Source organism: Pediococcus sp. M21F004 (assembly GCF_051122535.1).
GTDB lineage: Bacteria > Bacillota > Bacilli > Lactobacillales > Lactobacillaceae > Pediococcus > Pediococcus inopinatus.
In genome coordinates this window covers 386,381-401,651 of the sequence record NZ_CP177314.1, presented here as the reverse complement: position 1 = coordinate 401,651, position 15,271 = coordinate 386,381, and the positions used below count along the sequence as shown (strand labels likewise).

Sequence of the window (15,271 nt, the reverse complement as noted above, 5' to 3'; positions counted from 1 at the left end):
TCATATTCTGGATTCTGTCAAATCAAAAATTCTTCTACTATATGTTGGGAGTTCAGAACTGGTTTTGCTCCAGCGGCAATTAATTCGTTACAACCGATCGAAAGAACATCATCAATTCGTCCCGGAATGGCGATAACATTACGATTATTTTGTAGCGTTAAATTGGCTGTAATCAAGCTTCCACTATGCTGTTTAGCCTGGACTACACATAAAGTCTCACAAAGCCCGGCAATGATTCGATTGCGTTCGACAAAGTGATGGCGCTTTGGTCCCGCATCCAAAGGATATTCACTTAAAATTAATTGATGTGAGGCCATATATTTCTGTAAAGCTTCATTTTGTTTTGGGTAATATCGATTTAACCCAGTTCCAATTACACCAATTGTGTAGCCGCCACGGCGTAAGGTTTCTTTATGAGCCATGGCATCGATGCCAGCTGCCAATCCGCTAATGACAGCAATATTTTGGGCAACCACTGTTGGTATGAGTGTTGCGAGACATTTTTCGCCGTATTGATTTGCTAAGCGAGCCCCTACCATGCCTAATAATGGTAAACGCAAAAGCGCCAATTCCCCTTCATAGAAGAGAATAATTGGCGCCATAAAAGCTTCTGTCAGTTGCTGCGGATATTCCGGATCACAAATAGCCAATATTTTTGTTTGTGTCAAATGTCGAGTAACTTTATTCTGTAGGTTTTCTGAGCTAAAATCCGCCAGAAATCGTTTTTGATTTTGACTACTTACAAAATTTAATATTTGATCTGGCGTCAACGAACAGGCCTGTTCCTGGGAATGATGCGTTTGCCACCATTGCCAAAATTTAGCCTCTCCATGACAACCTATCCCTTTACATAAGTGTAATTTTAATAAAAATTCTTTGATTTGCATATTCTTCACCTCAAAGGAAGATACGCAAACCAATTAGTTTTTAACGTAATGCGTTACAGGCGAAAAAGTCAATCGGTGAATAGGCGTTGTACCCAGATTTTTTAAACCTTGTAAATGTTTAGCAGTTCCATACCCGACATTTTGACTGAAATCGTAACCTGGATAGAGCTGATCATAGATAGTCATTAAATGATCTCGGTAAACTTTAGCCACAATACTAGCTGCAGCAATGCTAGCACTTTTGGAATCGCCCTTAAACATCCGTTGTTTAGGAATATTTACAGGAATATCAACGGCATCGACTAACAATTGTTGAGGCCGTACCGCTAAATGAAGGACAGCATTTTTCATAGCCTGACGCGTTGCCTGTAAAATATTGAGCTGATCAATCGTTGCTGGACTAGCTGTACCAATTGAAACGGAGACTGCTTTTTCAATAATTTGAGGATACAGTCGTTCCCGTGTTTGTTTTGACAATTGTTTTGAGTCGTTAACCTCAATCAAATTAAAATCGTGAGGCAAGATAACCGCAGCTGTCACGACAGGACCAGCCAAACAGCCCCGACCGACTTCGTCAATACCGGCGACTAAATTAAGTCCCTTTTCCCAAGCTGATTTTTCCAACGTAAGCCGTTTTTGAAACTGGGTCACTAAAACCTGATGTTTTAATACCCTTTTTTTACATTGATTGAGCAGTCGCTGAACCCCTGCCCGCGGATCTGCTTGATATTGTTTGAAAATAGGATCCGTTTCTTCTGTGATGTTTGCTAATTGCAATTGAATTTCTTTAATCGTTATCCTTTTTTTCATGATTAAATTCCTCAACTTGATCCAACGTAAAACGCCCAAGTTTTCCTTTTCGGGCATCTAGCATAATGCGATTACTTGCTCGATCATAATCTTCTCCCATTCCTAAAAATTGAGTAATTTTTAGGAGTAAATCAGGAGTGGACAGAGAAAGATCATCTTCATTAAGCTTGTAACGTGCCTTTAACATTGGCCAATATGATTTCTTGAAAATTTCAAGTCCCATTAATGCAACATCATCACTCGCAAAAAGATTTTCCTTGATTGCACCTGTAAATGCCAATCGTTGTCCAACCGTTTGATCCTCAAACTTAGGCCACAAGATACCAGGAGTATCCAAAAGGGCTAACCCATTATTGGATTTTAACCATTGTTGATTTTTTGTGACCCCCGGTCGATCAGCAGTTTTAGCGATTTTTTTGTTAACTAAATGATTGAGGAGCGTTGATTTTCCGACGTTTGGGATACCAACACAAACAGCTCGAATAGTTTGATGTTGCAGACCACGATCTGTTTGATTTTGTAGCCGTTTAGCAAGCATTTCTGAAGCTTGCTTTTGAATGCTTCGTTCGATTGTTCTTGCACGGGAATCCACCGCAATAGCGGGTTGACCTTGGCTTTGATAGAAATCTAGCCACTGCTTAGTGATTACTGGGTCAGCAAGATCACTTTTAGTCAAAACTAATAGATGTGGCTTTTGTTGAATGACCTCTTTAACCATCGGATTTCTAGACGATTCAGGAATTCGTGCGTCAACCAATTCAAAGACGATATCTACTAAGTGTAATTTTTCTTCAATTTGACGGATTGCCTTGGCCATATGCCCTGGATACCATTGAATATTTGCCATTATTTTTCTCCAATTTTTACTAGTTATTTTAAAATTGATTCAGCTTTTTTTAGTGCTTCATCGTTTTTAGCAATCTGTGCCTGCAGCTTAGTTTCAACACTTATGATTGTTTTAGCGTTCGTTGTGCCCGTTGCTTCCAGCTTGTTTTTTTGTTGATAAGATTTAACGGCTGTCTGAGTTGTTTTACCAAAGTAACCATTAGCTTTGTCTTCGAAATAACCTAAAGCTTTTAGCTCCTTTTGTAATGTTTTGATTTGACTAGAAACGTCACCAAGTTTATATGTCTTTTTGGTGTTCATTAACTGTAGGTAGGCGTACTTTGGATAGTCCGCTTTGTATGTGGGTGTAAGCCCCTTTTTGTTAATCCAACTTCCATTTGGGGTCAGCCATTTAGCAATCGTAATCTTCATTTCACTCTTATCTTTGAAATCACTGACAGTTTGGACAGTCCCCTTGCCATAAGATTGGGTACCAATTAATGGTGCATCTGCAGATTGATGCAAGGCCCCTGCAAAGATTTCAGCGGCACTTGCACTCCCACCGTTCATTAAAACGGCAACCGGTTTAGTTACTTTATAACCACCATCATATTTTTTTCCGGCTTTGTAAACCTGTTGTTGGCCAGTTTTAGCTTGAACCCTCATAATGGTTTTGCCGTTCTTCAAGAACATTGAAGACATTTTTAATGCTTGATCCATTAGACCACCTGGATTATCACGAACATCTAAAACGTAAGATTTAACTCCCTTTTTGTCCAAACGTTTTAAGGCAGTTTTTAGCTCTGAAGCCGTGTGTTCTGAAACAGAAGTAATCTGGATATAACCAATTTTTTTGTTGATTACTCGTGAATTCACGGTATTAACGGGAATTTTTGCCCGGGTTAAGGTTTGTGTAAAGGATTTTTCATTCCGTTTAACAGTGAGGGTTACTTTAGTCCCAATTTTTCCACGCATTAATTTAACGGCTTCAGTCACTGATTTACCAGCAATGGATTTTCCGTTAACGGCAGTAATTATGTCTTCTGGTTGTAATCCGGCCTTTTTGGCAGGTGTTCCCTTAATTGGTGAAATGATTTTAATATATTGTCCTGATTTTTGAACCTCAGCACCAATTCCAGAAAAACTGGATGAAATCTGATTATTCAGGCTGGTAGCTTCGGTTTCGTTCATATATTCAGAAAATGGATCATCAAGGGAAGAAATCATACCCTTAATTGCTCCATTAGTTACTTTTTTTGAACTAACTGGCTTGTAGTAATTATTCTCAATTGTTTCGTAAACCGCTTGAATTTTTTGCATTGAAGCCGTGGTTGTTTCTGCTTGAGAAATGACCGCACGAGTTTGGACGTATGCGACACCGTAGGCAATCCCCCCGCCCACTAATAAGGCAATGATAATGGACCAAATCAAAGTTGTGCGTTTAACTGTTTTCGGTTGTTTTTTATCCATTTAAATCTCCTTAGTGAACATTGGATTCTAAGTATTTTTGCCAGGTTTCATCAAAGATAGTCATTGAAGGCAAATAGTTACCGTTAAGTTCTAAATATTTAGAAAGTTCATCAAAATCTGTCGATTGTTTTGGGAAAGCCTGGTCATAAAAAGCGTTGTTAGCAAATTCCGAGATTGGTTCGTAACTTTCTGGATCACGTTGGGTCATTAAAAATTGATAAAATGTTTTACTTACACTCATAGTTAACCCTCTAGTCTGATTGTTTTGGGATATTAATAGAGAAAATAAATTGGTTATTTTTGATGTCTAATTTTTTGGCTTTAAAATAAACGCCATTAGTAGTTTTTATTTTCTGTAAATTTAATGTAATAGTTTTATTTTTTATACGAATCCATTTAGGTAAATTATAATTAGACCCAATATAAGATAGAACTAGCTTGGGAGAGATGCTCAATGCCCCAACCGCTAGATGCTTGGCCGTCAAAACAATATTTCCAGATGATTGAACTGTTGGCGTTAGTGAAAGTGCATAATTCACGTTGCTGCCTAAAACCTTAACTTTACCAATTAAGAAAACTTGTTTGTTTACTTTTAGTTGATAAGAAAAATTTTTGTTTGTTTGATATGGCTTTAAATAAGCAGCCATTAAGGCATTTAGCTGGTTTTTATTGAGATTTACGTTAATTGAACTAGCACTTGTTGTGGTGGTTTGGTTCTGTGAATCTGGGACTGGAGTATTTGCAATTCTCATCTTAAAAAAAATACCAAAAGCAATAATGATTGCTAATAAGATGATAAAAGCCCATTTCCATATATTTAGCTTTGTTTTCTTAGTTTCGACCGTTTTATTTTTCATATACTATTCTCATTTCTTATAAAGCCATTGTTCATGCGTGCGTAAACTACGTAATAAGAGGCGTGTCATTTGATCGTATCCAGCTGGATTGGGATGAAAATGATCACTACTAGAAAGGTAGATATTTTTCTCTTTAGTATTTTCCAGATTCTTTTCCACCTTACTAATTTGCATATCATTTACCGAGGTTGCAGTCGAGCTTTGTTTGAGCTCTGTAAGTGACTTGGCACTTTGATATTGACCTCTTGAAAGTAACTTATTAACTGAGATAAAATAGGCTGATTTGGTCTGTGATACTGCCGCCTTAGTGGTTTCGTCAAAGTTGGTAACCGCCCGATTAATTTGCGTAATATTTGGGAAGTACACAAAGAAGGGATTGTAAATTCCCACAACGTATATTGGTGCAGATTTATTGTAATGACGAACTTGTTTTAAAAGATCTTGAACTTGTGTCGCGTACTTAATATTTAATTTTTCTAATGCAAGTGTAAACTCACCAGATGAAGAGGTGGAATATTTTTGAAGAGCCTGGAAAAGGTCATTTCCCCCTACAGTTATTGTAATTGCGTCAGAAGTCTTGAGTGAATTTTGGAGTTTAGAACTTTGTTTAACCCGTTTTAAAATTTGATCACTACGTTCACCGGAAATACCGTAATTCACGACTTTAGCTTTAATCTGATAATTGTTTTTGAGCTGTTTTTGAAGGCGTTTTGTATAGCCACCTTCATTTTTACTGTCCCCAACCCCTTGAGTAAGGGAATCTCCGAGTGCAGTAATATGAATCTGTTTTTTCTTTGCTTTTGTGATTTTATGAATAACGTGTGTTGTTTTTGATGATTGGTCTTGTGTTGAATGTGTCGGAAAGTAATAATTTAATCCCAGTACAACTAAGGCCACAATAACAACAAACACAATTAACATGATCACTAAATCAGTAATTTTTTTCATTAACCTCTTTTTCAGACTCCTCGCTTAAGGTTCTTATGATATAAACACGGGGCAAAAGGCAGTTTTATAACTACTACCAATTGTCCCGCTAAGTTTGGTAACTTTTTTAATCACCAGTATAGTACATTAAGGCAAATGCTCCGGGGCCACCATGAGTCGCGATAATTGGAACCGTTTCACGAACCAAGATGTTAATATCTGGAAACATTTCTTGAATTTTTTCTTTAATTGGCGCAATGGTTTGAAGAGCCCCCACATGGGAAATCCCAATGGCTTTGATATTTGGTGATTTAGCCATTTTTTCGTAGACTCCATCAAAAAACTTACTAATGGTCTTCATGCCGCGACCCTTAGCAACTACTTTCAATTCGCCCTCAGTTACTTGCAAGACGATTTTTATGTTTAACAAACCACTAATCATTCCGGTCATATGACTAATTCGGCCGCCCTTAACTAAATTATCAAGGGTCATAACGCCCATATATAATTTTGTGTGGTCGCGAATATTAGCTGCCGCTGCCACAATCTCTTCACGTGATTTACCCGCCTCGGCTAATTTAGCAGCCTCGATAACTTGAAAAGCTAACGCACGGTCAGTTGTTTGACTGTCCACTACCATAACATCTGTTTTTGAAAGTTGTGCAGCCTGTTCGGCAGCGTGCACAGTACCACTAATAGCCTCAAGCATGTTAAAACAAACAACTTGGCTACCGTCTTCACCAAGTTTATCAAACACCTCAACAAACTTGCCAATTGGAGGCTGACTAGTTTTTGGGAGTGCTTTTGAATGTTGCATTTTATTTAAGAATTCTTCGTTTGTAATCGTTTCACGTTCTACATAAATTGTATCGTCGATCATGACCGTTAAAGGCACGATGGTAACGTTATAATCTTGAGCTTCCTGATCGGTTATTCCACAAGAAGAATCAGTCACAATTTTGACTTTTGACATTGAAATCCACACTTTCTACACAGATATATATTTATGAATTGATTATAACAGAGAATTCTGACATTTTCATTATTCGTTAGTCTCATTTTTAGTGTTATTTCGTGTATAAACTTCAAAAAAATGCGGAATTGGATTTTTTTTAGGTCCCACCCCCGTCAATGATTCTTCGAGAGTCCACTCGGAATAATCAATGTTAATCATTTTCGTGTCGCCTGTGTATTCTTTGTCAATTCTTGTCCGATATAACATTTCTGCGTAAGGGTAAAGTTGCCGGTAAATTTCTTTTCCGCCGATAATAAATATTAAACGTTGATCGGATTTAAACTCAGTTAAAAATTCCGAAACTGAATGATACACTTTAAGATTATTCGTCTCTTTTAAATCAGTTTGACGTGTTAACACAATGTTTAAACGGTTGGGTAAAGCCTTTGCACCAAAAGATTCAAAAGTTTTCCGTCCCATCACAACTGGATGATTAGTTGTGAGTTGTTTAAAATAGCGTGTGTCATCTGGAATCCGCCAAGGTAACTTATTCTGTGATCCGATGACGCCATTTTTAGATTCTGCCCAAATAAATGCTAACATACGATCAACTCCATTGTTTAAACGGCTACAGGGGCCTTAATTGCTGGATATGGATTGTACCCTTCCAGGTGAATATCTTTAACATCGTAATCAAAGATACTTTTAGCCTGACTATCAATAATTAATTTTGGTGCCGGACGTGGTGTTCGTGAAAGCTGCGTCTTAACTTGTTCAATATGATTAGCATAGATATGAGCGTCTCCAAGCGTGTGAATAAACTCACCAGGCTCCAGCCCAGTTTCTTTAGCAATCAAACAAGTTAATAAAGCATAACTGGCGATGTTAAATGGAATTCCAAGGAAAATATCCCCGCTTCGTTGATAAAGCTGACAACTCAACTTTCCATCGACTACGTAAAATTGAAACATTGTATGACAAGGGGGCAAAGCTGATGTGGGAACGTCTTCTGGATTCCATGCAGAGACGATCATTCGCCGTGAATCAGGATTGTTTTTGATGGTTTGAATGACATTGCTAATCTGATCAATTGTATCGCCGGTGGAAGTTTTCCAGGCCCGCCACTGACTGCCATACACATTTCCTAAATTTCCAAATTCATCAGCAAAAGCATCGTCGTTCAATATTTTGTCATCAAAAATCTTTTTTTGTTCCTGATAGGCCACCGAAAAATTGTCATCTTTTAGAGAACGACGACCAAAATCGGTCATATCTGGACCAGTGTACACGTCACTTTCGATCCATTTTTTAAATGCCCACTCATCCCATATATGGTTATGATGTTGCAATAAATAACGGATGTTTGTATCGCCATGTAAGAACCACATTAGTTCACTTTTAATTAAACCAAAAGGAACTTTTTTGGTTGAAAGGATTGGAAAGCCTTCTGCCAAGTTAAACCGCATTTGATAACCAAAAGTGCTATAAGTACCAGTTCCCGTTCGATCATCTTTATAGTTTCCATTTTTCAAAACATATTCTTCTAAGTCCAGGTAAGCTTGCTCTAACATTAGTGATTCCTCCTCAGATTAATCCGCTGTATATTGGCTCAGATACTCCCAACGCGCCATCTTTGTATCAATTTGGTGGTCCAGGTCTTCAATTTCTTTTTGAAGATCTGCTAATTTTCCATAATCATCTGCAGTGTCATTCATTTTTGATTGGCAAGCCGCTTTTTTTGTTTCTAATTTATCGATATCTGCTTCAATGGTTTGCCATTCTAATTGTTCCGCGTATGTCAATTTAGTCTTTTCTTTTACGGCCGGCTTTTTTGATAAAGCGGGCTCATCAACAGTAACTGGTACAACTTTCTCTGTGTCTGATTGAACTTCACTGATATGACTAAGGTAATCGGTAAACTGCCCAGAATAATGGGTTATTTTTCCATTACCTTCAAAAATTAATAAATGATCCGCCACTTTATCTAAGAAGTATCGATCATGAGAAACAGTGATAACTGTTCCGTGAAAACCACTCAAGTAGTCTTCTAAGACGGTTAAGGTTCCAATATCCAGATCGTTTGTAGGTTCATCCAGTAACAAAACATTTGGTTGTTGCATTAGAATTTTTAGTAAGTATAGCCGGCGTTTTTCACCACCCGATAGTTTCCGAATGAGGGTACCATGCATTGCGCGTGGAAAAAGAAACTGTTCCAATAAATTTGTGACACTAATTCGTTCACCATTTGCATTTAATACGCCGGCGCCGACTTCACTGAGATAGTTAATTATGCGTTTGTCCTCTGGAATTGGTTCGATTTTTTGAGTATAGTATCCCAGTTTAACGGTTTCTCCGATGTCAATCACACCTGAATCTAGTGGAATAAGACCAGCAATGACATTAAGCAACGTGGATTTTCCGGTCCCGTTATTTCCCGTAATCCCCACTCGTTCATCGGCTTGAATGAGATCAGAAAACTTGTCCAAGATTAAATGTGAACCTAGGCGCAATGAAGCCTCTTTTAAAGAAATCACTTTTTTTCCTAGTCGTTGCTGTCCGAGTTGAACAGCAATATTGTCCGTATTTTGGGCTGGAGCATTTACCGAATCACTTAATGTATCAAAGCGATTAATTCGTGCCTGTTGTTTTGTTCCCCTTCCCTGAGGGCCACGACGCATCCAAGCAAGTTCTTGTTTGTACAATTGATGTTGTTTTTGTGACTGAGAAGCTGCTTGTTCTTCTTGGACAGCCTTTTTAGCTACATAAGCCTGATAATTACCAGGATATTGGTTTAGTTTGCCAAAGGATAGCTCCCAGATCTGGTTAGCAACTTGATCTAGAAAATAACGATCATGGGTAACGATTAATAACGCTCCCTTGTAAGCTGTCAGATATTTTTCTAACCAAGCAATTGAATCAAAGTCAAGATGATTGGTTGGTTCGTCTAACATTAATAAATCCGGTGCTTGAATCAAAGTTTGGGCAAGATCAACCCTTTTTTGTTGGCCACCGGATAAGGTTCCAATTTTCTGGTTAAGATCAGTAATATGTAGCTGAGTTAAAATTGTTTTAACATCACTTTCAGCGGTCCACGCGTCTTCTTGGTTCATGCGTTGTTCAGCCAGATCAAATTGTCGTTGAGTTTCAGAATTTTCAGGTTCTTTAGAATATTTTTCTAACGCTTCTTCATAAAAACGGATGGTTTTGAAAACGGCCTGGGAACCGGCAAATACAGCATCAAGAATGGTCATATTTTCATCTAAAGATGGTGTCTGCCGTAAATAACCAACGGTGTAGTTTTTGGGAGTCTCAATTTCACCACTATCTTGTGGATCAATGTTTGCAAGGACGTTTAAAAGACTCGTCTTCCCTGTACCGTTTGTCCCAATCAAACCAATCCGATCGTGGGCGTTGATCAAAAAATCAATGCCATCAAACAGAGTTTTAGTACCATATGTTTCTGTTAAGTTTTCAGCTTTTAAAGTTTGCATTCATAATCAGCTTTCTGGATTTTTGGAAGTATATTTTCGAGCTTCCAAAAGTAATTCCGATTGATTGTTTTTAAACTGACCCACAAGAACGCCTTCAAGCAAATAGTTAAGGATTATACCCATTTGAGGGCCGGGCGTTATGATTCCGGCCGTTAAAAGGTCGTGGCCATTCACGTCAAGTTCATGAGTTGACTTGATAGGAAGATGTTCGTACCGACTCAAAAGCATTTGCGTGTCTATTTTACTGTTAATTGCGAATAGGACGTTGATAGTGTCTTCGAGAACGTTTCGACCAGTTCGAAAAAGTAGTTTTTCAGAGACAGTATTTTTGGCAATGGCATCGAATAAACGAATTCCACTTTCTACTTCGTTGATTAATTCATTTGACGTTTTCCAAGCACGTAAAAATGAACGGCTTTGCTCAGGAGACAACTCAAGAGTATGACAAATTAATAACCAAACTTGCGATTCTGAAGTCAGACGATTATTTGGATTCAATTCTAATAATTTGCTAAGCGGTGCTTGTTTGCCTTCAAACTGGGGACAATAGTTATATAAACCAGTATCCAGGAAGTATTTCACTCCTTGAATGACTGCTTGTCCCAGCATCATCTTTTCAAATTCAACTAGAATTCTTTCAACTGCAATTTTTTTTAATAATGGTGCGTTATGTTTAATGGCCGCTTCTGTTTTATCTTCAATCACAAAATCAAGTTTACTGGCAAACCGGACGGCGCGCATCATGCGCAGAGCGTCTTCATGAAAACGCTCATCAGGGATGCCCACTGCTCTTAAAATATGTTTTTCAAGATCCTGTAAGCCCGAAAAAAGATCGACGATTGTGCCATCTTCCTTGAGGGCAAGTGCGTTAACTGTAAAATCACGTCGCTTAAGGTCCTCTTCCAAAGAACGAACAAAGGTCACTTTATCTGGTCTACGAAAATCTTGATAGCCACTTTCTGTTCTAAACGTTGTGACTTCATATTTTTGCTGGTGATCAAGAATCATGACGGTACCATGTTTAATTCCCGTGTTGATAGTCTTTTTAAAAAGATCTTTGACCTCCGAGGGATAAGCACTAGTGGCAATATCAACATCGTGAATATGATCATTCAAAATTGTGTCGCGTACACTCCCGCCAACAAAATAAGCCTCATAGCCGGCCTTTTCAATTGTTTGAAGAATGGGACGTGCGGTAATAAACTCTTTTGGTAACTCTTTAATTTGCATACACAATTCGCCAACCTAAACTTTTAAGAATTTTAAATTTAAACCTACGTTCAATATTAACAGAATATGGTATTTTTTAAAAATAGTTGCAATCAGTTAGATCAATGAATATGTTATGATATTGGGGTAAAGCAGGTGAAAAATATGGCAAAAAAAGAATCGATTCAATTTAAAGATTTATTTATGATTTTTCTTGGTTGCTGTCTATATGGACTTGGTCTGGCGGCTATTAATATTCCCAACCATTTAGCCGAGGGTGGCGCAACTGGAATTACGCTTATTTTTAGAGCGTTATTTCGTATTGATCCAGCCTATTCGACCATTTTAATTAATATTCCTTTGTTGGCAATTGGCTATCGTTTTTTAGGGAAACGAGCCCTGTACTATACAATCTTTGGTACTTTGATGTTATCTATGTGTCTTTGGATCTGGCAAAGAGTGCCAATTAATATCGATATTGGTCATGATATGTTTATTGCGGGTATTTTAGCTGGTCTCGCTGGCGGTTTTGGAAGTGGTCTTGTCTACCGATTTGGCGGGACTACTGGCGGAACGGACGTAATTGCTAGAATCATTGAGCAAAAACGTGGTGTACCAATGGGACAAACCCTTTTTGCACTGGATGCGGTGGTGTTGACGATTTCTCTTTGCTATATTGATATCCGTCAGATGATGTATACCCTTTTGGCCGCGTTTGTATTTTCTAGAATTGTTACATTTACTCAGGTTGGCTCTTATGCTGCCCGTGGAATCTTAGTCATTAGTGATAACTATCAGTTAATTGCGGATGAGTTAATGGAGCAATTACAAAGAGGCGCTAGTTTTGTGCATGTCCAAGGAGCTTATTCAAAAGATAAAAAGAAAATGTTTTTTTGTGTCTTAGCACCAAATGAATTAAGTGAAGCAAAAAGAATTGTAGATGATCTTGACCCACATGCTTTTATCTCGGTCGTAGACGTTCATGAGGTAATTGGTGAAGGCTTTACTTATGATTCACCCACTGGAAAGAAAATTAGTTAAATAATACCTAAAAAAATATACGAAACTCTTCAAAAAAATTTTGAAGGTTTCGTATATTTTTATTAAAAGACTTTAACGTCGCTAAAAATGGTTGGTAGGTCATTAAAATTGTAAGTTGCTAATTTTTTTATCTCGTCGTTCCCATTAAAAAATGCCGTATAACTTCTGGAAAGCATTAAGTTTAATTCTTGATCATGTTCAAATTGAACCATGATTACAGGAATGTTTGCTTCAAAAGCTGCCCCAATTTCAAAAATAGTCCCACTGTCAGGTTGATTAATGCCATCAGTGTCTTTTTTATAATCCAAAATGGCAACTACCGCATCAGCTCGATGAACCTGGCGCATATCGCTTCCAAAAACACCTGTTTGCCAACGGAATGACCCGAACTCTTCGCTTTCCATTTGATGTTCCATGGGAATGAATATTTTTTCAGCGTTTAAGGTTGGATTCTGTCCCAAAAGTTTTTGGACAGTTTGAATATGTTCTTTTTGAACAGGACTAAAAAAAGGTGCTGCTAGGTAAATTTGATTGCTCATCGGGATCTCCTTTTATGAAACTAATTTTCTTGCCAAACAAATTGGTTATGGGTCGTAGGTTTAAATCCATTCTTCTGTAAAAAGTCTGCTAATTGCCGACTCTTTGTTGTACAGCTAAGTGTCCCGTTGCTTTGGTTTTTTACAATATCGATAAGCTCAGTAGATATGCCGAGTCCTTTTTTCATAGGATCCACAAGCAGATCAATTAGCTCAGTTTTGCTAAAAATAGCTACTCCGTAAATGACCCGTTCATTAAAGCTTGTCACAATGCGCATTTCATACTTTTTAGCCAAGACATTTTTAAAATGGCTAACCTGGTCGTCAAAATTATCAGTCCCAAGGCTTCCAAAAGTACGTTGTGAAACTTTGCGCATAACGGTAACTGTTTTTTTCGCGAATTTTGGTGAATAGGTTTTTATTTTATATTGCTCAGTAGACATGTTTTTTACCTCAATAAAGTTTATGAATTTAATTAACGGCTTCTATCTTAGCACAAAACACTTGCAATACTCAAAAGCCATTTTCCTCATAATCTTCTAACATCAAACTGAGCTCCTGATCATCAGGGACAAGTTTTAGGTAGGCTCTTAAAGATTTAACAGTCCAATCTTCTAAACCAATTTGGCGGAAAAAATAAATTGCGGCATGCAAAAAGTCAGAATTGTTTGTGAAAAATGGAAATGCATTTTGATAGGCATTTTGGGCCTCTTTAAAGTTTTCTAGATGTTCTTCAGAAACAGCGATATTCCAATAAATCTGAGGGTCCAAGTCATTTTCTTGAATATAAGGTTGTAACAAATCATCATTATCTTGATAGCGTTGTTGTTGAATAAATAAGTTGCTAAGTTGAACAACCGCACGCATCTGTTCAGGGTTGATTTTAATGGCTTCTTTTAGATAGTGTTCTGCATCATCATATTTTTGTAATTGTGTGGCCAAACGTGCTGCCTGAGAAAAAAGATCTTCGTTATACTCGTCAAAGCTAATACCCTCTTGAATCGTTTTATAGGCAGCTTCATTGTCCCCATTGTTTTCTTGAGCTTCTGCCAAGACCGGATACAATGAAACATAATCTTGATTGGTATCACGAAGCTGGGTTAGCATATCAATAGCTTCCGGGTAATTTTTTAATTGCAAATAAACAAATCCTTGTTGGAATAAGATATCAGGAGTCTTATCGATATCTTTAATTTGCTCAAAATAGGCCATACTTGTTTCAAATTTTCCCATTCCAGCATAGGCAGCTGCTAAGCGGGCAACTAAATTTACTGAGGACAGACGTAAGACCCCTTGTTTAACTAAAGTTAAGTAATAAACAGTCGCTTTTTTGTAATTTTGCATCATGTTGTAGAATTCTGCGAGCGCAAATAAAACAACCTGCTCGTCAGGAGCCAATTTTTCGGCTTCTAAGAGCTTTTGTTCACTTACCTCGTAAAGCTCCTCAGTTTGATATAGATCTGCGGAAACAAGCAAGGATTGCAGATAAGCATCCGAATCTGGCTTAACCTGCGCAAGTTGTTGCAGTGCAGCATCCGTATTCCCCTGTCCAATTTCAATATCAGCTAAATTAACGCGCAGAGTGTCTTCTTGGGGATATTTTTTTAATAGATTCTCATATATACGCTTAGCTTTTCCATCAAAACCGAGACCATATAATTCTTCAGCTAGACTATTTAGGGTGTCGTCATCATCTTTTCTCAATGCCCATCCGTATAGACGATTACCTTCTTCAATATTGCCGGCCTCAAATTTCTCTAAAACTTGTTCTGAATAGCTCATGGTATCCACCTTTCAACAAAAAATAAGTATCTTCATACTATGCGTTTTTATCAAAAAAATCCAACATAACTTACGCTATGTTGGATTTCTAAATAAAAATGTTTGAAAGATTATTTAACAGCATCCTTCAATGCTTTTCCTGGCTTAAATGCAGGAACTTTGCTAGCAGGAATTTGAATCTCCTTACCAGTTTGTGGGTTACGGCCCTTACGAGCAGCACGCTGACGTACCTCGAAGTTACCAAAACCGATCAATTGTACCTTTTCACCTTTAGCTAAAGTGGATTGTACTGAACCGAAGACAGCGTCAACAGCTGCAGCAGCGTCCTTTTTAGTTAAACCAGTTTTTGATGCAACATCATCTACTAATTGAGCTTTGTTTGCCATTATGAATTCACCTCCTAGGTAAAATTGAATTGATGAACTAGTCATCAATTTGTCATTTTTGAGTGGTCCAAAAATGACGAAACAATAACCCTGAA

General features: G+C 37.8%; 17 protein-coding genes. 1 reads left to right on the top strand and 16 read right to left on the bottom strand.

Annotated elements, in window-relative coordinates:
* Nucleotides 1–17: 17 nt before the first annotated feature.
* From dprA to ACLHK8_RS02075, 12 genes are all read right to left on the bottom strand, one after another.
* Complete coding sequence (gene dprA / locus ACLHK8_RS02130; protein ID WP_434520386.1) at nucleotides 18–887, bottom strand: DNA-processing protein DprA; 870 nt, start codon at nucleotides 885–887, stop codon at nucleotides 18–20.
* 33 nt (nucleotides 888–920) lie between these two features.
* Nucleotides 921–1,697 (bottom strand): ribonuclease HII, encoded by a 777-nt coding sequence (locus ACLHK8_RS02125; protein WP_057772184.1) that lies wholly within the window; start codon nucleotides 1,695–1,697, stop codon nucleotides 921–923.
* Nucleotides 1,675–2,544: a ribosome biogenesis GTPase YlqF gene (ylqF, locus tag ACLHK8_RS02120; RefSeq protein WP_063697469.1), complete on the bottom strand. Its 870-nt coding sequence runs from the start codon at nucleotides 2,542–2,544 to the stop codon at nucleotides 1,675–1,677. Before ylqF ends, ACLHK8_RS02125 begins: the two co-directional genes overlap by 23 nt.
* A gap of 23 nt (nucleotides 2,545–2,567) precedes the next feature.
* On the bottom strand, nucleotides 2,568–3,992 hold the full coding sequence (locus tag ACLHK8_RS02115) for a S41 family peptidase (RefSeq protein WP_063697472.1): 1,425 nt from the start codon (nucleotides 3,990–3,992) through the stop codon (nucleotides 2,568–2,570).
* Between the two features lie 10 nt (nucleotides 3,993–4,002).
* Nucleotides 4,003–4,233, bottom strand: coding sequence for a YozE family protein (locus tag ACLHK8_RS02110; protein ID WP_057772179.1), 231 nt, complete (start codon nucleotides 4,231–4,233; stop codon nucleotides 4,003–4,005).
* A gap of 10 nt (nucleotides 4,234–4,243) precedes the next feature.
* On the bottom strand, nucleotides 4,244–4,849 hold the full coding sequence (locus ACLHK8_RS02105; protein WP_057772177.1) for a YpmS family protein: 606 nt from the start codon (nucleotides 4,847–4,849) through the stop codon (nucleotides 4,244–4,246).
* 9 nt (nucleotides 4,850–4,858) lie between these two features.
* The gene (locus ACLHK8_RS02100) at nucleotides 4,859–5,797 is read right to left on the bottom strand and encodes an SGNH/GDSL hydrolase family protein (RefSeq protein WP_057772175.1); all 939 of its coding nucleotides are present in this window, start codon (nucleotides 5,795–5,797) and stop codon (nucleotides 4,859–4,861) included.
* Between the two features lie 106 nt (nucleotides 5,798–5,903).
* Complete coding sequence (locus tag ACLHK8_RS02095; protein ID WP_057772174.1) at nucleotides 5,904–6,749, bottom strand: DegV family protein; 846 nt, start codon at nucleotides 6,747–6,749, stop codon at nucleotides 5,904–5,906.
* A 69-nt stretch (nucleotides 6,750–6,818) separates the two neighbouring features.
* Nucleotides 6,819–7,334 carry a dihydrofolate reductase gene (locus tag ACLHK8_RS02090; protein ID WP_063697475.1) on the bottom strand — a complete coding sequence of 172 codons (516 nt, stop codon included), beginning with the start codon at nucleotides 7,332–7,334 and terminating at the stop codon, nucleotides 6,819–6,821.
* A gap of 17 nt (nucleotides 7,335–7,351) precedes the next feature.
* The gene (locus ACLHK8_RS02085; RefSeq protein WP_063697478.1) at nucleotides 7,352–8,302 is read right to left on the bottom strand and encodes a thymidylate synthase; all 951 of its coding nucleotides are present in this window, start codon (nucleotides 8,300–8,302) and stop codon (nucleotides 7,352–7,354) included.
* 18 nt (nucleotides 8,303–8,320) lie between these two features.
* Nucleotides 8,321–10,222 (bottom strand): ABC-F family ATP-binding cassette domain-containing protein, encoded by a 1,902-nt coding sequence (locus tag ACLHK8_RS02080; protein WP_320531805.1) that lies wholly within the window; start codon nucleotides 10,220–10,222, stop codon nucleotides 8,321–8,323.
* 6 nt (nucleotides 10,223–10,228) lie between these two features.
* Nucleotides 10,229–11,452, bottom strand: a complete 1,224-nt coding sequence (locus tag ACLHK8_RS02075; protein ID WP_063697483.1) for a CCA tRNA nucleotidyltransferase — start codon at nucleotides 11,450–11,452, stop codon at nucleotides 10,229–10,231.
* A 144-nt stretch (nucleotides 11,453–11,596) separates the two neighbouring features.
* On the opposite strand from ACLHK8_RS02075, the gene ACLHK8_RS02070 reads away from it, so the two are divergent.
* Nucleotides 11,597–12,472 carry a YitT family protein gene (locus tag ACLHK8_RS02070; protein ID WP_320531804.1) on the top strand — a complete coding sequence of 292 codons (876 nt, stop codon included), beginning with the start codon at nucleotides 11,597–11,599 and terminating at the stop codon, nucleotides 12,470–12,472.
* A 62-nt stretch (nucleotides 12,473–12,534) separates the two neighbouring features.
* Here the strand turns inward: ACLHK8_RS02070 and ACLHK8_RS02065 are convergent, their stop codons facing one another.
* The 4 genes from ACLHK8_RS02065 to ACLHK8_RS02050 all read right to left on the bottom strand — a co-directional run bounded on the left by ACLHK8_RS02065 (nucleotide 12,535) and on the right by ACLHK8_RS02050 (nucleotide 15,176).
* Nucleotides 12,535–13,011, bottom strand: a complete 477-nt coding sequence (locus tag ACLHK8_RS02065; protein WP_063697489.1) for a nucleoside 2-deoxyribosyltransferase — start codon at nucleotides 13,009–13,011, stop codon at nucleotides 12,535–12,537.
* A 20-nt stretch (nucleotides 13,012–13,031) separates the two neighbouring features.
* Complete coding sequence (locus ACLHK8_RS02060; RefSeq protein WP_063697492.1) at nucleotides 13,032–13,451, bottom strand: GNAT family N-acetyltransferase; 420 nt, start codon at nucleotides 13,449–13,451, stop codon at nucleotides 13,032–13,034.
* 70 nt (nucleotides 13,452–13,521) lie between these two features.
* A complete protein-coding gene (locus tag ACLHK8_RS02055; protein WP_063697495.1) occupies nucleotides 13,522–14,790 on the bottom strand; it encodes a tetratricopeptide repeat protein in 1,269 nt (422 codons plus the stop codon).
* 110 nt (nucleotides 14,791–14,900) lie between these two features.
* A complete protein-coding gene (locus ACLHK8_RS02050) occupies nucleotides 14,901–15,176 on the bottom strand; it encodes an HU family DNA-binding protein (RefSeq protein WP_046871107.1) in 276 nt (91 codons plus the stop codon).
* Nucleotides 15,177–15,271 lie beyond the last annotated feature (95 nt).